This window comes from Flavivirga jejuensis, assembly GCF_030540765.1.
Lineage (GTDB): Bacteria > Bacteroidota > Bacteroidia > Flavobacteriales > Flavobacteriaceae > Flavivirga > Flavivirga jejuensis.
The window spans coordinates 229,937-250,894 of record NZ_JAUOEL010000002.1 but is presented as its reverse complement, the minus strand read 5'-3'; the positions used below and the strand labels follow the sequence as shown (position 1 = coordinate 250,894).

General features: G+C 32.8%; 12 protein-coding genes. 3 read left to right on the top strand and 9 right to left on the bottom strand.

What is annotated here, in order from left to right; all coding sequences use genetic code 11:
* Positions 1–63: 63 nt before the first annotated feature.
* Positions 64–1,419 (top strand): IS110 family RNA-guided transposase, encoded by a 1,356-nt coding sequence (locus Q4Q40_RS06170; protein WP_303300911.1) that lies wholly within the window; start codon positions 64–66, stop codon positions 1,417–1,419.
* Between the two features lie 435 nt (positions 1,420–1,854).
* Here Q4Q40_RS06170 and Q4Q40_RS06165 read toward each other — a convergent pair whose 3' ends face one another.
* Genes Q4Q40_RS06165 through Q4Q40_RS06125 form a run of 9 tightly spaced genes read right to left on the bottom strand, consistent with a single transcriptional unit; the run spans position 1,855 to position 18,037 of the window.
* Positions 1,855–3,279 carry a TolC family protein gene (locus Q4Q40_RS06165; RefSeq protein ID WP_303300910.1) on the bottom strand — a complete coding sequence of 475 codons (1,425 nt, stop codon included), beginning with the start codon at positions 3,277–3,279 and terminating at the stop codon, positions 1,855–1,857.
* Between the two features lie 2 nt (positions 3,280–3,281).
* A complete protein-coding gene (locus Q4Q40_RS06160; protein WP_303300909.1) occupies positions 3,282–3,950 on the bottom strand; it encodes an ABC transporter ATP-binding protein in 669 nt (222 codons plus the stop codon).
* A gap of 18 nt (positions 3,951–3,968) precedes the next feature.
* Positions 3,969–6,341 carry an ABC transporter permease gene (locus Q4Q40_RS06155; protein ID WP_303300908.1) on the bottom strand — a complete coding sequence of 791 codons (2,373 nt, stop codon included), beginning with the start codon at positions 6,339–6,341 and terminating at the stop codon, positions 3,969–3,971.
* A gap of 48 nt (positions 6,342–6,389) precedes the next feature.
* Entirely contained in the window at positions 6,390–8,780 is a 2,391-nt protein-coding gene (locus Q4Q40_RS06150) for an ABC transporter permease (protein WP_303300906.1), read from the bottom strand.
* 2 nt (positions 8,781–8,782) lie between these two features.
* Complete coding sequence (locus Q4Q40_RS06145) at positions 8,783–11,197, bottom strand: ABC transporter permease (RefSeq protein ID WP_303300904.1); 2,415 nt, start codon at positions 11,195–11,197, stop codon at positions 8,783–8,785.
* A gap of 30 nt (positions 11,198–11,227) precedes the next feature.
* Positions 11,228–13,627, bottom strand: a complete 2,400-nt coding sequence (locus Q4Q40_RS06140; protein WP_303300902.1) for an ABC transporter permease — start codon at positions 13,625–13,627, stop codon at positions 11,228–11,230.
* A gap of 2 nt (positions 13,628–13,629) precedes the next feature.
* Positions 13,630–16,035 carry an ABC transporter permease gene (locus tag Q4Q40_RS06135; RefSeq protein WP_303300900.1) on the bottom strand — a complete coding sequence of 802 codons (2,406 nt, stop codon included), beginning with the start codon at positions 16,033–16,035 and terminating at the stop codon, positions 13,630–13,632.
* Between the two features lie 60 nt (positions 16,036–16,095).
* Positions 16,096–16,773, bottom strand: a complete 678-nt coding sequence (locus Q4Q40_RS06130; RefSeq protein WP_303300898.1) for an ABC transporter ATP-binding protein — start codon at positions 16,771–16,773, stop codon at positions 16,096–16,098.
* 13 nt (positions 16,774–16,786) lie between these two features.
* A complete protein-coding gene (locus Q4Q40_RS06125; protein ID WP_303300896.1) occupies positions 16,787–18,037 on the bottom strand; it encodes an efflux RND transporter periplasmic adaptor subunit in 1,251 nt (416 codons plus the stop codon).
* Positions 18,038–18,243: 206 nt separating this feature from the next.
* On the opposite strand from Q4Q40_RS06125, the gene Q4Q40_RS06120 reads away from it, so the two are divergent.
* Together Q4Q40_RS06120 and Q4Q40_RS06115 are read left to right on the top strand one after the other, a co-directional pair.
* Complete coding sequence (locus Q4Q40_RS06120) at positions 18,244–19,590, top strand: sigma-54-dependent transcriptional regulator (RefSeq protein WP_303300894.1); 1,347 nt, start codon at positions 18,244–18,246, stop codon at positions 19,588–19,590.
* A 175-nt stretch (positions 19,591–19,765) separates the two neighbouring features.
* Positions 19,766–20,953: a sensor histidine kinase gene (locus Q4Q40_RS06115; RefSeq protein ID WP_345027338.1), complete on the top strand. Its 1,188-nt coding sequence runs from the start codon at positions 19,766–19,768 to the stop codon at positions 20,951–20,953.
* Positions 20,954–20,958 lie beyond the last annotated feature (5 nt).

Here is a 20,958-nt window from a genome sequence, read left to right as displayed (position 1 = left end):
GCATGTGAGAATTAACAGCAACAAACATTTGGTCGAGTACATTTTAACTAAATTATATTTAAGATGGCAAAAAAGAGGAAAAAAGCACCAATCAAAATGATAAAAATGCCAGTTGTAAATCCCCATGCAGCAGGGATAGATATTGGTAGTCGTAGCCATTATGTATGTGTATCGCAAGACAATGTAAAAGAATTTACGAGTTTTACAACAGACCTTCACGAGATCGCAAAGCATTTGACATTTCATGGAATCAAAACAGTAGCCTTAGAATCCACAGGATTTTATTGGCAACAATTATTCACATTACTTCAAAGTTATGGATTTGAAATAATCTTAGTAAATGCCAGACATGTCAAAAACGTAAAAGGACATAAAACGGATGTTGTGGATAGTAAATGGTTACAGTTGTTACACAGTATTGGACTTTTATCCAATAGTTTTCAGCCAGATATTTTCACAAAAGAACTACGCCAATATGTTCGTCATCGTAAATCCCTGATAGAAACGAGTAGTAGGTATATATCAAAAATGAATAAATCATTGGTGTTGATGAACATTCAGTTAAAAACAGTCCTTCGAGACCTTACAGGGGAGTCTGGTTTAAAAGTGATAAGAGCCATTTTAGAAGGAGAAAGGAACCCAGTTCGGTTAGCCAAAAACGTGGGTAAAAATGTCAAAGCATCAAGAAAAGATATTGAAAAAGCGTTAGAAGGGAATTGGCGTGAAGAACATTTATTTGAATTGGAACAAAATTATTCCCTACATCAATTTACATGGACAAAGATCAAGGAAACCGATAATCAAATTGAAACCCTTTTAAAAAAGAAAGGAGATGGAGGAAAAGAATCCAAAATTAAACCTTATGTAAAACGTAAAGCACGGCAAAAAAACGATCCTAATTTTGATGTTGCCAGGTATGCCCATCAAATGACAAATGGGATAGATCTTACCCAAATTGACGGTGTTGGAGTCGGGACTCTAATGGCACTCATGTCAGAAACGGGATTTGATTTAAAATCAGATTTCCATAGCGCAAAGCACTTCAGTTCATGGTTGGGTTTTGCCCCCAACAGAAAGATTACTGGCGGAAAAACAATATCTTCAAATACACCAAAAGTAAAAAATCCTTTATCAAAAGCAATACGAGATGCAGCAAATGCAGCTGGTAATAGCAAAGGAAAATTAGGAGACTTTTTTAGAAGGATAGCTTATAGGAAAGGACGAATTGTTGCCGTAATTGCAACGGCTCGGAAAATTGCCGTGATTATTTACAAGATGTTGGAAAATCAGAAAGACTTTTGTTATGAATATTCAAAGAAAGAAAGCGAGCGGTTTAAACAAATTCAAATTAACAAAACTATTAAATCTATAAAAAAACTAGGAATAAGCAAACAGGATTTGGCTGTTGCTTTAAATTAAAAGATTAACTCATATTTTGCTGCTTAATTTTAATTCCTAAAAGAATTAATAGGAATATTTGTGCCTTTTTTTAAGATACGTTATATGTGAGTTAAGGAGATTTATGTCTGTTCGAGACCTGTGTTAAAAATTTTAACTAGCGGATGAAATGACGTAATAGGGGTGTCATTCAGAGGAGGTACGACTGAAGAATCTTTAGGGATTAATGATAAAGATTCTTCGACTCCGACAATTGTCGGAATGCTCTGAATGACAAGTGATTGAAAATTAAGTATTTATAAAACACGTCAATGGTAGCGCAGTCGAGAACTCATCATTCTAACAAAGAAAGAGGTTTCGACTGCGCTCAACCAGACAATTGAAGTGCTAAAACCTTTAATTTAATGACATTGGACTTGCCTTGGGGATAACCAGTTTCAAGAAATTCTTTAATTTTTAAATTCCTCTATAAAAATCTAAAATTTTAACATGTAACAGGTATTCATATTTCGCTTGATTTAGATTAAGTTGTGCAGAATCCATATTATTTTTGCTAGTGATATAATCTATAATATTTGAAACCCCATTATTAAATCGAACCTCATTAATACGATAAGATTCTTTAAACGCTACTACTTGATCTAATAGAATTTGATATCGATTGAATGCTGATTCCATATTATTATAAGTTTGCTCTATAGATTGTTTAAAAAGCAATTTTGTGCGTTTAAATTCTAATTCAGTTTCTTCAAGTTCAATTTTTTGAAGCTTTACAATATTTTTAGCTCGGAATCCATTAAATAATGGAACACTTACAGATATTCCAACGACCGTATTTAAGTTATTATTAAACTGACTATCGTAATTTATTTTATCACTAATAAATTGAGATTCATTTTGAAGCACTGGATAATCTTGATTATCAATCGTTACAAAATCACCCGTTTCAGAAATACTTGTGCTTGTTTCTGTAAAAGTTTCTGCTAAACTGGAATAATTTGTATTTAATTGTCCAAACAGTGATACTTCGGGAAAATAATTTGCTCTAGCTGCTTTAATACCACTATTAGCTGCATCTATTCTGGATTGTGTCGATTTAAAAGTTGCTAAATGCTGTAAGGCATCATGATACACATCGTTTGCCGAAAATAAATACTTTTCAGATTCAATTAAGCCTGATATATTTTCAAAATTATTTTTAGAGTTAGCCTCTAGATTTAATAAGCTTGTAAAATCTAAAACAGCCGATTTAAAATTGTTTTCTGCATTTATAATAGCCACTTGTTCTGAAGCATATTGCCCTTGCATATTAGTATAATCAACAGGGTTTCCAACCTCTTCTTTATAATTTACTTCTAACCTTTTTAATTGGCCTTCAGTGGTTTTTAATCTGGATTTTGAAAGTTCAACTAAATCCCGACTGTTTAATATTTGGATATATCCTATAATAACATTTAAAGTTAAATTTTGTTTAGCGGCTTCCAATTCCATTTTGGCAGCTTCCATATTAAACCAGTTTTGTTTGATGCTGTTTAAAATTCTAAACCCATTAAAAATAGTCATATTTAGGTTTATTCCTAAGTTAGAAAATGTTAGTTCCTGATTACTATAACTATTCGTAAAAGGGTCTATACTACGCCCGTTATTAAGACCCAAATTGTAATCCATATTTAAATTTGGGAGTAGTTCATTTAAGGATTGTTTATAATTAATTGTAGCTGATTTTGTTGTTAATCCAGAACTTTTTAGATCTAAATTATTTTCCATAGCTATGGAAATACACGCCTCTAAAGTATAACTTGATGGTAGGTTTTTTTGAGCGAATCCTATACTGAAAAGCAGACTCCAAACACCAAATAGTATTATTTTTTTCGTTTTCATAATCAATTATTAACAATCATACCATCTTTTAAACGAATGGTTCTCGAACCGTAAGTAGCATTACTTTCAGAATGGGTTACTTGAATAATGGTGACACCTTCCTTATTTAATTGCTTAAAGAGTTCCATAATTTCTGTGCCTTGTGTAGAATTAAGATTTCCTGTGGGTTCATCTGCCAAAATTAATTTCGGGCTGGAAACCAATGCTCTGGCTATTCCTACTAGCTGTTGCTGTCCGCCACTTAATTGTGAAGGAAACAAATCTTTTTTACCCACAATATTAAAGCGATCCAACATATCAGCGACAAGTGCTTTGCGTTCGGATGCACTATGTTTTTTATATAACAAAGGTGTTTCTATGTTTTCATATACCGTTAATTCATCAATTAAATGATAAGATTGAAACACAAAACCGATGTATTCCTTATATAAATTGGCACGGTATTTTTCTTTTAAAGTATGAACGGGTTCATTCAGAAAAGCATATTCCCCTTCATTAAAATCATCAAGCATACCAATAACATTTAACAAGGTAGTTTTGCCAGAACCCGAGGGGCCCATGATGGAAATAAACTCCCCTTCATTTACAGTAAAGTCGATATCGTTTAATAAGAAAACCCGATTGCCTCCTGAGTTTACCCATTTAAAAAGGTTCTTAATTTGTAGTATCATAATTTTATTAATTTATTTTTATTCTGTTTTTAAACTTTTAATTGGGTTTGTTATGGCGGCTTTTATAGTTTGAAAACTTATAGTGGTAAGAGCTATAACAACTATTGCTATTCCAGAAAGCGCAAACATCCACCAACGTATATTTATATGATAAGCAAAATCTTGAAGCCAAGTATCCATTACATACCATGCGATTGGTGTCGCGATAAATAATGCCGTTAAAACAAGTTTAAAAAAGTCTTTGGAAAGCATATTTACTAGCCCGAAAATACTTGCTCCCAGAACTTTTCGTATTCCAATTTCTTTAATACGTTGTTCTGCAATAAATGCTGATAATCCATATAGACCAATACAGGAGATAAAAATGGCCAGAATAGCAAACAGATTAAAAACAGTTCCCATTTGTTGCTCTCCACGATATTGATTTTCCAGATCTTTATCAACAAAATTATAGGCAAAAGGAAATGCAGGGTTTAGGTTCCCATAGATCTCTTTTAAAGCTTTTATGGTAGCTTCCGTTTTTCCTGGTTGGGTTCGGACTACAACTATATTATTTTTTTCTCTAAACCTTAATATGAGCGGTTCTATAGCATATTGTAGTGGTTTAAAATTAAAATCTTTCACAACGCCAATAATGGTTCCTTTCTTATCTTGAAACGATATGTTCTTTCCTATGGCTGTTTCTAAATTCATACCCATTACTTTCATGGCCTTTTCATTAATAACATAATTGGACGCATCGGTTCCAAATGCTTTAGAGAAACTGCGGCCACGAAGGGTCTCTATTTGAAAGACACTAGTAAAGTTCTCATCTATATCGATTCTAGGAAATATAATTTTAGAATTAGGGTCTTTTCCTTCCCATTCTACATTAACGGCTCCTGTAATTAGATTAGTAGGCAGATCGGATACCATAGAAAAATCGCTGGTGAGTGGATTTTGTTGTAACACCGTTTTTAAGGCGCTCCTTTTGTTATATATCCCATCTTTTTCAGGGATATATAAAAGGTTTGATTTATCAAAACCCAGATCTTTGTCTTTTATAAAATTTAATTGTTTATATACAACAACGGTTCCTACAAGTAGAAAAACAGACACAACAAATTGAGTAATAACCAATCCGTTTCGAAACAACAAATTCTCATGACCTGATCTTAATCTCCCCTTTATTGCTTTAATTGGTTTGAAGCCAGAAAGGAATAATGCGGGATAACTCCCTGAAAATAGGCCTGTAATTAATCCTATAAGAATTAAATTTAACCATATTTTATTATCTAATAATTGAAATACGATCTGTTTTTCAGTCAAATTATTAAATGCAGGGGTTACTAAGTATATAACACAAACAGCAATGAATAAAGAAATAAATGAAATGAGTATAGACTCACTTAAAAATTGAAATATCAATTGATTTCTTTTAGCTCCGATTACTTTTCTAAGTCCTACTTCTTTAGCTCTTCGAAATGATTGAGCTGTGGCTAGATTCATAAAATTGATACAGGCAACTAATAAAATGATAAAAGCAATTATAATAAAAATATTCACATATTGAATATTACCATGACCAGAAACATCTATTTGTAAATTAGAAGAATGTAAATGGATATCTGTGAGGGGTTGTAACTGAAATTTGGGTTGAAATTCGGGACTTTTGGAAGCATAGATTTGATTGATTTCATCCTCAAGATTAGTACGTGCTTCAGATGATAATTTATGGCCTCTATTAAATTGGATATAAGAATAAAAACCGAAATTATTCCATGTATTTTTGATTAGGTTTTTGTCTGTTTTTGCTAAATAAGACATGGGTAAAATAATATCAAATTGTAAGTGGGAATTAGAAGGGGTATCTGCTAATATTCCAGTAATAGTGAACGTATCCTTATTATCTTTCCTTATAATTTTTCCTAAAGCATCTTCGCTTCCAAAATATTTTCTGGCTGTGGTCGTTGTTATTAATATCCCATTGGGATTTTGTAATGCCGTTTTAAGATGTCCTTTTAATAAAGAAAAATTAAACATTTCCAAAAAGTTGGCATCAGCACAAAAAACATGCTGCTCTTCAAATTTAAGGTTATTTGCTTCAAATAAAGCCGTAATTGGTGGGCTCAGACGCATTGTTGATTCTATTTCTGGAATGATATCTTGAAGACCAGATGCCATTCCAGCAGGACTAACGGCTGCTTTAAAATCACTCCCTGCGTCAACTGTAAGTCTATAAATTTGGTTGGCATTGGTGTGAAATTTATCATAACTCGTTTCATCCAGAACCCATAAAAGAATAAGAATACTACAACTCATGCCAATAGACAGACCTCCAATATTGATTAAAGAAAATCCTTTGTTTTTAATAAGGTTTCGCCACGCGATTTTGAAATAGTTACGTATCATGATTTTTTGTTTTTTGATGCTGAAACGAATTCAGTGTACGTTGATGATTTATTCTGCTTTCAAACTTTTAATTGGGTTTGTTATGGCAGCTTTTATAGCTTGGAAACTCACCGTTAATAATGTAATTATAAGTGCGCCAATCCCAGAAATTGCAAATACCCACCAAGAGATATTTGTTTGGTATTCATAATTATTCAACCAATTGCGCATACCGTAATATGCTATGGGTATAGCGATAATACAGGCAAGCATGACGAGTTTTACAAAATCTTTAGAAAGGAGTTTCCATAAATTAAAAATTGAGGCTCCTACAACTTTTCGAATACCAATTTCTTTGGAACGTTGTTCTGCCATAAATGAAGCCAATCCAAAAAGACCTAAACAGCTTATAAAAATGGCAAATAAGGCAAATATGCTTGCTAAAGTTCTTATGCGCTCTTCGGCAACAAACTTCTTAGCAAAAGACTGATCTACAAACTGATATTCAAAAGGGACATTAGGAGCATGCTTTTTTAAAACCGTTTCTATCAACGCTAGAGAAGCACTGGTACTTTTTTTAGGATTTAATTTGAGATTTATCCAGCTTGTATTCTCATATTGTATCATATAAACAGCTTGCTTAACGGGTTTAAAAGGAGATTCTGCGAGCATGTCTTTTACAACGCCAATAATTTTATGGTCTTGGCTATTCCACCGAACAATTTTACCTATAGGGTTTTCTATTCCCATATATTTAATAGCAGCTTCATTGAATATAAAAGCAGTGGAGTCTGTTGGGAATGCTCTGGAAAAGTCACGTCCTTTAGTGAGTTCCCAGCCAATTGTTTTTCCGTAATCATGCCCTATGAAAATCATGCCTATATTAGGTATAAAGTCAGGCGATTTACCTGCCCATTTAAAACCACCGCCGCTACTCCATATATCTGTTAGGGGACTGGAAGATTCCGACATCTCTATAACAGCTTTACTATTTTTAAGGTCGTTTCTAAGCACATTGTATTTCCCTTTATAATCTTCTGTTACTTTTTCAAGCATAACCAATCCGTTTTTTTCATATCCCATGGGACGATTTTTAGAATGGTCAATTTGCTTTTCTACAACAATGGTTCCAACTACAAGTATTATAGAAACAGTAAATTGTACTACAACTAGGGTTTTACGAAAATAACTTGCTGAGTTTCCTGTTTTAAAAGTACCCTTTAATACGTTTACTGGACGGAAAGATGAAAGGTAAAGCGCAGGATAACTACCAGCTATAAGACTGGTAGCTATTACAATTCCTGAACTTAACAAACAAAAATATAAATTGTTATAAGGAAAACGTATTTGTTTATCTGCCAATTGATTAAATGCAGGCAGTACTAATACTACTAAGATTAAAGCCAAAATAAGGGCAAATACCACGCTTAAAAACGATTCGCTCAAAAATTGATTAATTAATTGACGTTTCGAAGATCCAATAGATTTACGAATTCCTACTTCTTTGGCTCTCTTTTCGGATTGTGCTGTACTTAAATTCATAAAATTAATACATGCTAGAAGTAATACAAATAGACCAATAATGCCAAATAGCCATACGTACTGAATAAATCCTCCAGTGTTAACACCATCTTTCCAATTAGACCTTAAATGCCAATCCTTCATAGGAAATAAAAAGAGTTCTGGATGGCTTTTCTTGCCATATTCGGGTAGGTGGTCATACACAACATTTTTAATTTTTGAGCTAACCGAGGACATGTTGCTGCCATTTGCAATTTGAACATACAGTTGATAAGAACTATTATCCCACATATTATTATCGCGAGATTCTTTTACCCAAGTATAGGAAGACACATATAAGTCCCAGGGAGCTATAAATTCTAATTTATTAAATGTAGTATTAAAGGGCATGTTTTTATAAACACCTGTTACTTGCACATCTAGTTTATTACTTATAGTCATCAATTCACCAATAGGGTTTTTGCCCCCAAAAAGCACTTTTGCTGTTGCTTGTGAAATGACAATGGAGTTAGGGTTTTTTAGTCCGTCCCAGTTGCCGTATACCATATTTAATGAAAGCATTTTAAGTGCATCAGGTTCCATAAAGCCACCTCTCTTAGAAATATTTTTATCGCCCACAGATAAGATATTATCACTATGAAATGAACTCATAACTACATGCTCAAAATCTTCATTGTATTTTGCTCTTAATTCATTCCCTAAAGGATAAGGCATCGTGTAACGGGTTCTTTTCTTTCCATTAGCTGTTTTATGCACTAAAACTTGAGCAATGTCCTCATAGTTTTTGTGATTCTGATCAAAAGTTATTTCGTCATGAATCCATAATCCAATAAGAATAACAACTGCCATACCTAAAGCAAGACCTCCAATGTTTATAGCAGAATATCCTTTGTTATTAATAAGGTTTCGCCATGCGATTTTAAAATAGTTTCTAATCATGATTATTCTGTTTTAATGCTTTTTACTGGGTTTTGTGTAGCCACTTTTAAGGTTTTAACTCCTAAGGTTAGTAAAGCAATTATGGTAGTCAAAATACCTGCCGCTAGAAAAGACCATATGCTTAAATCGATTTTAAAAGGATAGTTTTGTAACCATTCTTTCATAAACCACCAAGCAATAGGGGTTGCTATTAAAAAGGAAACCCCAACTAATTTCAAGAAATCTTTGGTTAATAAAAAAGTAATATTAGTGATACTTGCGCCAATTATTTTACGGACTCCAATTTCTTTGGTTCGTTGGGTAATGAGTAATAAAGAAATGGCAAAAAGACCAATACAACTTAATACGATAGCTATAATAGATCCTGCAGTAATCATTTTGGCTATCTTTTCTTCTTTTCTAAAAGTTCTGTTGATGTTTTCATCCAGAAAAGAACCTAAGAACGTTGCATTGGGAGCTATCTTTTTCCAAGCCTGTTTTATAACATCATAGGATTTTGCCATATTGGTTGGAGCTACTTTTACATAAGCATAGTACAAACCTTCGTTGTTATTCAAAAACATGGTTATGGGTTGAATGGACTTATCTAATTTCTCAAAATTATAGTCTTTTACAACACCAATTACGGGATATCTTATACTATCACTAACAGTAACATATGCTGTTAAAGGATCTTTTTCACCAAGTTCTTTAACCATTGCTTCATTAATGACCACACTTAAACTATCATTGGCATAACCTCTTTTAAAGTTTCTGCCTTTAACGATTTTCAAGTCTAAGGTTTCTACATAATCATAGTCTACCGTCAAAGAATTAGTGTATATCACCCGCTCTTTATATTCAAAACCATATATACTCTTGGAGAGACTACCGTCCTTACCAAGTCCTAAATTATTATCTGCTCCTGTTATTTCTAAAATATCTGGATTGCTGGCTAATTCATTTCGCAACAACTGGAGTGCTTGATGACTATCTTTTTTTCCGTATAATGGAAAGGATAGTACTTGTTCTTTATTAAAACCTAGGTCTTTATTTCGCATAAAATCTAATTGCTCTCTTAGTACTAATGTGCCACTTATTAATAAAATAGCAATACCGAATTGTATTACAATGAGCCCATCTCGAACCTTATTTTTTCCAGAATGGTCAAGTTTTCCTTTTAAAGATTGGATGGTTCCCAACTTACTGAGTAGTATTGCTGGGTAACCACCTACCAAAACAGTGATGAGTAAAACAGTGGACAAAAAGGATAGGATAATCGTTGGAGATATCAATAAATCAAAGGAAACTGCAGTTCTGAAAATGGTTTTAAACGAATCTATCAAAAGGATACTCAACATCAATCCTAATAGAACGGAAATACAAAAAACAAAAAAACTCTCACTCCAAAATTGAAGAAACAATTGCTTCCTTTTCGCCCCCAATGTTTTACGCATGCCTATTTCTTTAAGGCGTTGTCCACTTTTTGCTATGCTCATATTGATAAAGTTCACGCAAGCAATAAATAGAATTAAAAAAGCAATGCCCAAAACTAAATACGGGGTACTTCTGCTCACTTCAGCATAACCATTTTTGAATTTGGTGAATTTTACATCCGTAACAGGCAAAATATCAAATTTATAATATCTCCCATCAGCATTGGTCTGTGCGCCATCTCGCTTAGCGTTTGCAATTTGTTCCTGAAGATTCAGATCTACCAAAGCACGGGTCGCTTTCTCAAATTGTTTGGGAGACACACCATTTGCTAACTGTATATAAACATCATGGTAGCTTGAATCCCAAGTATCCTTGTTGTTTTGGTAGTCTGCTTCCTTTTCAAAAGGAATGGCCAATTCAAATTCCAAGGTGCTTTGAGGTAAATTGTTTGCAACAACAGCACTTATGTTAAAGGGGTGATCCTTACCGTTTATCAATATTTGAACGGTCTTATCAATGGCTTTTTCGTCTCCAAAAAGTTTCTTGGCGGTACTTTCTGTAATCACTATAGAAGATTGTTTTTCTAAAGGATTATTTATTTTTCCTTTTAATGAAGGGAAGGTAAACATGTCGAAAAAATCAGCATCTACCCAAACAGCATCCATATTAATTTCTTTTTCGTTAAAGGAAACTATGGCCTCCTGTTGTAAATACCGAGATGCCTTTTCAATACCTGGTACTTCTGCTTTTAGAGCTTCTAACAAGGGGGCAGGCTGACTTACACTCGCTTCTGGACCTTTTGAGGTTTGTTGAACGGAATATACCTTGTAAAGGTGATCTGCATTTGTATGGAATTTGTCATACGATAAATCAAAAAAACCTGCCATTGCTAAGAGTATTGCAATACCAAAAGCTACCGAAAGTCCAGTAACGTTTAATATGGTGAACATTTTGTCTTTAATAAGGTTTCTCCAAGCTATTTTGAAATAATTTCTAAGCATGATATCTATTGTTTTTGATTGATGATTTTTTTATTCAGTTCTTAAACTTTTAATAGGGTTTACAATGGCAGCTCTAATAGAATGATAACCAACTGTTAAAAATGTGACAAGCAAGGTCACAATAACTGGAATAATAAACACGGACCATTCGGGTTCAATTCTGTATGCGAAATTCTGCAACCATTTTTTTGCAGCGAAAAAAGCGAATGGTGATGCAATAATGATAGCTATTGTTACTAATACTAAAAAGTTCTTACTTATTAAAAGTATGATATTACTAAGGTTTGCTCCTAAGACTTTTCTAATACCAATTTCTTTAGTACGTTGTACTATGGTGAAAGCTGCTAGACCAAACAAACCTAAGCAAGCAAGAATAACAGCAAGTCCTGCTGCTACACTAAAAAGAATTGCACTGCGCTGTTCTGTTTGGTAAAGCGTGTCATAATCTTCATCTAAGAAATGGTAATTAAAGGGTCTGCTATTAGTACGTTCATTCCAAAGAGTTTCCAAGTGCCCCAAAGTACCTTGAACATCTAAATCAGAAATTCGAACCATATAATTTCTTGAAAAATTACGACCTAAAAACATAAGCAATGGACCAACTGGCTCATGCAAACTGCTAAAATTAAAATCTTTTACAACACCTAATACGGGGCCTGAGGCTCTATTTTCAATAGTACGCCCAATAGCTTCTTCTGGAGACCAACCAATTTGTTTTGCTAAGGTTTCGTTTATTAAATAAGGTTGTTTGTAGTTAACACTATTATTAGTGGTATCCATTAAAGCAAAATCTGATTGTATAAAATCACGTCCAGCAGCCATTTTCATGCCTAAGGTGTTCACAAAATTTAAATCTACAGGCATTGCATTGATATCGATAGTATGCTCTCCGTTTTCGTCTACCACATTTACACCATCTCCCCATTTTACAAACTTAGGAGTTTCATAAGATGCTGTAACTGATTGCACTCCAGAAATTTGTTCTAAACCATATTTAAAGGTTTCGAAATTCTCAAACATAGTTCTGCTTATAGGTAATACAACCACATGGTCTTTATTATATCCCAAATTTTTGTTTTGGATAAAATCCATTTGCTGAAGGATAACCATCGTGTAAATAATAAGGAATACAGAAATCGAAAATTGACCTACTATTAAGGATTTTTTTAATATTCCATTTCCTCCAGGACTTCTGAATCCTTTTTTAAGAACACTCATAACGTTAGTTCCCGATAAAACAAGTGCAGGATACAAACCCGCAAGGAAACTCACTATTACACTGAATAAAAAAAGTAATAGCATTGGTATTGGTTGAAGTAACTCTAATTTGGTAAACGCTTTCCCTGTTATAGAGTTAAAATATGGCAGCACCAGGACACATAATAATAAAGCTAAGACAGCTGCAATAAATGTAATGGTTGTAGATTCACTAATAAATTGTATGAATACTTGACGCTTACTAGCTCCCATTACCTTTCGCATTCCAATCTCGCCACTTCTAGAAGTGGATTGAGCTGTTGCAAGGTTGGTGTAATTGGCACTTGCAATTAATAAAATAAGTAAGGAAATTATAATGAATATGTATATGTATGTCATGTTTCCATTTGGTTCGAAACCAGCCAAATCAGATTTTAAATGGACATCCAATAGTGGTTGCAAATGGTAATTTAAATAACTCTCGCCTTCTAAACCTGCTTGACTTCTAATAGCATCCGTTTGCATATAAGTATTTATTTGCTGTTCAAATTGAGTTATATCATCACCAGTGTTCAACAAAAAATAGGTTATCCAATTAGCTGACCACCATTGCTCTCTTTTTACTTTATTTCCAAGGTTTAAGAATTGAGTTACAAAATCAAACTTAATTTGTGAATTTTTAGGACTGTCTTCACTAACCCCTGAAACAATCATCTCCTTGCCAATAACTGTTATGGTTTTATTAATAGGGTTTTCATCACCAAAATATTTTTTTGCCATGGATTCTGTAAGCACAATTTTGTTTGGTGCATCTAGAATAGTTTCAGCATTCCCCTGTAAGAGGTTAAAAGAAAATATGTTGAAGAAGGAAGGGTCTGCAAAAAGAATTCTATCCTCATTAAAAAGTTTGTTACCGTATTCTACATTACTAGTGCTAATAAATGTTCTAGTGTATTCTTCTATTTTAGGAAAAGTCCTCGCAAACTCTGGGCCTACTTTGGTTCCAGTTGTTGCTGCATAATTAATTTCGTTCGACATTTTATATTCCATTGTAACACGTACAATGCGATTGGCTTTGTTATTAAATTTGTCATAACTCAGTTCGTTAACAATATAAAGCCCAATGAGCATGCAAGAAGTTAAACCAATAGCCAAGCCAAAAATATTAATGCTTGCGTATAATTTGTTTTTTCGTAGATTTCTTATTGCTATTTTAAAATAGTTTCTAATCATGATTATTCTGTTCTTAAACTTTTTATAGGGTTTACAATTGCTGCTTTGATGGCTTGGAAACTTACAGTGATAAGTGTGATAATAAGTGCCCCAAAACATGCAATTGCAAACACATCCCAACCTACAGATACTCTATAGCTAAACTTTTGTAACCATTGCCCCATAATATAATAGGCAAAAGGAGAAGCAATCAAGAGTGCAATAACTACAAGCGTGATGAAATCTTTTGAAAGTAATAACCATAATTGACTGATGGATGCTCCTAATACTTTTCTAACACCAATTTCTTTAGTGCGTTGCTCTGCTACGAATGATGCCAATCCAAATAACCCCAAACAACTAATAAAAATAGCTAATGCAGTAAATACTCTAGCCAAACTTGCAATGCGTTCTTCTGAACTAAATTTTCTTCCGTATTCTTCATCTACAAATTGAAAATCGAAGGGGGTATCTGGGAAATTCTTTTTAAAGACATTTTTAATTATTTCTAAGTTTTTAGCAGTACTTTTTTCTGGATTTAATCTTAGATTATAGAAGCTTGCAGTACCAACATTATCAAAAGCATACATCGATTGTTTTACAGGGCTGTAAGGTGATTGCATAATAATATCATCTATGACTCCGATAATTTTTAAAGGTGGCTCTCGATTTTCGACATCAGTATCAGCATCTCTAATATACTTTCCTATCGGATCTTTAATTCCCATGTACTCAACAGCAGTTTTATTTAGAATTACACCTAAGGAATCTGATGGGAAATCACGTGAAAAACCACGTCCTTGAATTATTTTTGCGCCCAAGGTTTTCACAAACTCGTAAGAAACATTAGTGTAAGCCAAATCTTCTTGAAAGCCAACAGGTTTTCCTTCCCATGTATAACCAGATCTATTTGACCAAACATTTGTTGTAGGACTACTTGTTGTTGCCATTTCTATAGCGCCACCAGAAGCTATAAATTGCGTTCTCATAACCTCGGCTTTACCAATAAATTCGTTACTCATTACCGGGATTTGGATTAAGCCTTCTTTATCATATCCAACAGGGCGATCTTTACTAAATTGAATTTGATTCATTACTACTAGCGTACCAATAATCAAGGCTATAGATACTGTAAACTGCGTAACAACCAGGATTTTTCTAGGTAAAGAGGAGTAACGACCAGCATTAAAAGCACCTTTTAGAACTGCTACTGGATTAAAGGATGATAAATATATTGCAGGATAGCTACCTGATAAGAAAGCCGTAACAATTATAAACACTAACGCTACTAGCCAAAATTGAATATTAGTCCACGGAAATACAATGACTTTACTAGCCAAATTATTAAATCCATTTAAAAAGAGTAATACGATACCTATGGCAAATACAAATGATAAAATAACAATTAAAAAAGACTCGCTTAAAAATTGAAATATTAACTGACCTCGTTGTGAACCAATTGATTTTCTAATACCAACTTCAGTAGCTCGTTTTTCAGAACGGGCTGTACTTAAATTTATAAAATTAATACAAGCTAGTAGTAAAATGAATAATCCAATTATACCAAACAACCATACATTTTCTATGCGCCCTCCAGATTGAACACCATTTTCAAAATCGCTTCTTAGGTACCAATCTTGCATAGGAAATAAGAATATTTGAGGATTAAACTCTGCTTCATCAACTGATGCATTTTTCTTAACATCTATAATTTTAGATGTCACTGCTTCCATGGTTGTGTTTTCATTAATTTGAACAAACATTTGAAAGGAATTATTTCCCCAATGGTCTATAGCATTTTCTAACCATGGTTGTTTTGTTACATAATATTTCCACGGTATTAAATAATCCATTTCATTAAATGAATTATTCTCAGGAATATCGTTATAAACAGCAGTAACTATTAAATCATCTAAATTGTTAACCTTTATTATTTTACCCACAGCAGCATCAGACCCAAACAATGTTTTAGCAGAAGTTTTAGAAAGCATTATAGAATTCTTTTCTTTAAGTCCATCTTTAACCCCTTCAATTATTTTGAGGTCTAGCATTTCTGGACCGCCTTCTTGCATCGCATTTCCTTTAGTATAGATATTCGTTTCGCCATATTTTAAATACCTAGGATGTTCCCAAGAAGACATAACAATATGCTTAAAATTATCAGCGTATTCCTCTCGTAATATAAATTCCAAAGGTCTAGGAATTGCAGGCCCTGTACCAACATCTCCATTAATTGCTTGACTTTGATATACTTGGGCTATAACATCTTTCTTTTTAAAGTGATTATTATAATTTAATTCATCAGTTATCCATAAACCTATCATTATTGTTGCCGCCATACCAACAGCTAAACCAGATATGTTTATAAATGAATATACCTTGTTCTTTAAAAGATTTCTCCATGCTATTTTAAAATAATTTCTAAACATGATTTTTATGATTTACTGTTCGTTTTTTGATTGATTTTTTTTTTAGTCTAAAAAACAGATTTAAATTAAACTATTCTCTATGACCTTTTGACCATCTAGCATACGAATAATACGGTGTGAAAACTTAGCATCATGCTCGCTATGTGTTACCATAATAATGGTGGTGCCTTGTTTATTTAATTCGGTTAATAAATCCATGACTTCGTTACCATTAGAACTGTCGAGGTTTCCTGTAGGTTCATCGGCAAGAATTAGTTTGGGATTGTTTACTACGGCTCTAGCTACAGCAACACGTTGTTGTTGACCTCCCGATAATTGTTGAGGAAAGTGCTTGCGCCGGTGCATGATTTGCATTTTCTCTAGGACTTCGTATACCTTCTTTTTTCTTTCGGCTTTTTTTACACCTATATAAATTAATGGGAGTTCTACATTTTCGAAAACGGTGAGTTGGTCTATTAGGTTAAAGCTTTGAAATACAAAACCAATATTGTGTTTGCGGATGTTTGCTCTTTTACGTTCGTTATAATGAATAACCTCTTCGCCATTAAAAATAAAACTACCACCGTCAGAATCGTCTAACATCCCTAAAATATTAAGCAGTGTCGATTTACCACACCCCGAAGGGCCCATAATGGCAACAAACTCTCCTTTTTTTACCTCAAAAGATAATTTGTTTAACGCTATGGTTTGTAACTCTTCAGTTTTATAATATTTTTCTAAATCGGTTATTTTAATCATGATTGATCTGTTATTATTTTAAAATTAATTCTTGTTTGTCACCAAAATTATCATAGCTAGACGTTATTACTTTATCGCCAGCACCTAATCCTTGAAGCACTTCGTAATACTCGGTGTTTTGACTTCCTAATTGAATATCAACTTTGTAAGCTATTTTTCCATCATCACTCAATTTAAAAATCCAATTGCCACCCGTTTGCTGAAAAAATCCACCTTTAGGTACTAATACTGCTTGTTTTTCATCACTTAAAGCTAATCTAATTTGGAATGATTGCCCTCTTCGAATCCCTTTTGGCATGTCTTTATCAAAGAGCATATCTACTTGAAACCTTCCTTCGCTAACTTGTGTGTATACTTTTTTTATTTGCAATTTATAGTCAACATTATTAAAAGAGTAGGAGCCATATTGTCCTGTGTAAATTCTAGAAATATAATGTTCATCGATATCCACACGAACCTTAAAACCACTCAATACATCTAGCTGCCCCAAACGTTCACCCTTAACTTTAGATTGTCCAATTTCAGCATCTAAGGACGTTAATTGCCCATCAACAGGAGCGCGTACCACTAAATCGCCTACTTTTTTACGCATTAATTTCAAGGCACTTTGTGTTCTGGTAAAGGAACTTTTAGCTTGTACACTTTCTTGTTTAACAGAAATGGAATCTTGTTGCAAAATTTGTTGGGTTAGTGCCATACGTTGTTTCTGATAATTGTAATTATTCTCAGCTTCCTCAAATTCGTTACGACCAATTGCTTTTTGCTCATATAGTTTTTTATTGAGTTTATATATTCTATTGGCTTCAATTAAAGCATTTTCTACCTCCGTCATTTGATTTAATTTATTAATTGTGTTTTGACGTGCGGCATTTTGAGAAATTTGCATTTGAGTTAATAAATTATATACCGATGTTTCTTGATTTATTAAACTCAATTCTAAATCGGTATTAGAAAGACGTAAAATAGGAGCGTTTTGTTTCATAATGGTGCCATCTTCAACAAAAATTTCTTCAACACGGCCCCCTTCAAGAGCATCCAAATAAATAGTAGTAATTGGTAATACACTACCACTTACTGGAATGTTTTCTTGAAAAACACCATCTTTTACAGTGCTAATCATAATACGTTCGGTATTAACATTTAACTTCGGTTTTCCACCAGAAGTTACAAATACATAAATTATAAAAGATATTAGTAAAATGAGACCAACACCAATAATTATTTTTGACTTGGTAAATCGTTTCTTTTCAATAGGTATATCCATAAGGTTATTTATAATTTGTTTTATTGGTTGTTATAACTGTGCCAAACATGTAAATAGTTGTTTTTCAGGTATTTTTGATTTTTAAGAGATAGGCATGTGTCCGTTTTTGATACACTCGTGTACGGTATTAAAACACTTTTATGCTAGCTGTTAATTTCTAGAGTTCAAATTCATTATGAGACCAATAAAATTGTAATATTGTAATTATGTTGTTAAAAAATGCAAACATATTAGTTGTAGATGATGATGCAGACGTATTAACTGCCATACGCCTTTTACTAAAATCTAGAGTAAAGCAGGTTGTTGTGGAGAAAAACCCGAATCATATTAGTGCTTTAATAAAAAGACACAAATTTGATATTGTAGTACTGGACATGAATTTTAACGGTTTAGTAAATACAGGAAACGAAGGGATTTATTGGCTTAATAAAATTAAGGAAATAGATAAGGAAATAGGGGTGATTTTAATTACTGCTTATGGTGAATTAGACTTGGCTATAAAATCGTTAAAAGAAGGTGCTTTAGACTTTTTGGTAAAACCCTGGAAGAACGAAAAACTGATTCAATCCATAACCGAAATTCTTAGTAAAAAAGTATCTAGCAAACACAAAATAGCAAGTACAGTAATCTCTGGAAGTGAGATTCTAGGCGAAAGCCGTGCTATGCAAGACGTGTTTTTAAAGATTAAAAAAATAGCACCAACAGAGGCTAATATTTTAATTCTTGGAGAGAACGGCACAGGAAAAGATTTGGTAGCAAAAGCGATACATGATAATTCTTTACGGAAGAACAAACCATTTATTAAAGTAGATGTTGGTGCACTAACCGAAACCTTGTTTGAAAGTGAATTATTTGGATATAAAAAAGGCGCATTCACAGATGCAAAAGAAGATAGAAAAGGGCGTTTTGAAGCTGCCGAAGGAGGCACCTTGTTTTTAGATGAAATTGGAAACATTAGTTTACAGCAACAAGCCCGACTTTTAACAATACTACAAAACAGACAGGTAACACCACTTGGATCAAACGAACCGATTCCTTTAAACATAAGACTTATTTGTGCTACCAATTTAGATATTGCTCTTTTAGCAAACGAAACTAAGTTTAGAAAAGATCTTATTTACAGAATTAATACGGTGGAAATTATAATGCCACCATTAAGATCTCGTGATAATGATATTTTGCTACTAGCAAATCATTTTATTGAAATGTATGCCGAAAAGTATTTAAAATCAACTTTTAGATTAGAAGACAGTTTTATAAAAAAACTAAAAGATTATTATTTTCCAGGCAATGTGAGGGAGCTTCAATATGCTTTAGAACGTGCTGTGATTATGGCAGATAAAAATACCTTAGCGGATGAAGATTTGGTTTTTTCACCCATAGAAAAAAAGCAAATCAGAATTGAAGAAAACGGTCTTAATTTAGAAACAGTAGAAAAGAATACCATTTTAAAAGTTATTGAAAAAAATAATGGTAATATTTCTAAATCTGCAAAAGAATTAGGAATCACAAGAACCGCGCTTTATAGAAGATTAAATAAATATGGCTTATAGTAAGTATAAATGGGCTCTTTCTATAAGAGTGCTGATTTTGTTTTTTTTGCTGCTAAGTTTAGCTTTTGCGGTTAGTAAACTAAATTTTAATACGAACCTATCTACTGCTATAATCATTACACTACCAATTGCCAGTATTAGCATTTTTTCGTTTCTTAATTTATACCGTTTCATCATGAAGCGATTTGCTGAAATAGATGATTTTTTTGAATCTGTAAAGTATAGAGATTTTTCCAGATGGTTTACTGAAGATTCAGGACCACAAGATATAAGAGCACTTCATAAAGGATTTAACGAAGTAAACAAAACGATAAAAACGATTAATCACGAGAAAGAAGGTCAGCATTTATACCTTCAAAAAATATTAGAATTAATTGATACTGGTATTATAGCCTATAATATTGAAACTGCTGAGGTTTTGTGGGTTAATGATGCTTTTAAGAAAATATTGAGTGTACCATCTTTAAAAACCACCCATTTTATAAAAGATAGAAAACCAGATTTATATAAAATCATTTTTGAAAACAATCATGCAAAAGGGGATGATCTCACCATTAATATTGACAATGAAAAAGTAAAAATATTAATTTCAACCTCCATTTTTTTAATTGAAAATAGTACTTATAAATTAATCGTTTTACAAAATATTGAAGACACATTAAACAGAAATGAATCGGAAGCATGGCGTAAATTATTGAGTGTTATGACGCATGAAATCATGAATTCTATAGCTCCCATTTCATCATTAGCAGAAACATTACAATCTAAAGTTCAATTGTCTGTTGAAGCCCCAGAAGAACATCCTCTTGAGGTTAATGATTTGGAAGTGGGGATAGAAAGCATCAAAAAAAGGAGTGAGGGATTATTAAAATTTGCGAAAACATATAGGAGTCTTAATAAAATTACAAATCTAAATTTAAGTACCGTTTTAGTAAAAGACCTGTTCGAAAACATAAAAACTCTAATGGCTCCCTCTTTAGATCATAAGAACATTGCTCTTAACTTTGATATAGAGCAATCTGATTTAGACATAGAAATGGATACCTATTTAATAGAACAAGTTTTAATTAATTTAATCCTTAATTCGGTAGAAGCTTGTAAAGAAATTGAACATCCAAAAATTAATTTATTGGCACAAAAAAATATCGAAGGATCTGCTATTATAAAGGTTACTGATAACGGAAAAGGGATTCCAAATGAAATTATTAACAACGTTTTTATTCCTTTTTTCAGTACAAAAAAGAATGGGAGTGGTATTGGTTTGAGTCTCTGTAAAGAAATCATGTTACTACATAAAGGAAAAATTCAGATTAAAAGTTTAGACAACGTTGGAACAAGTATTAGTTTAGTGTTTTTAATCTAAAGAAT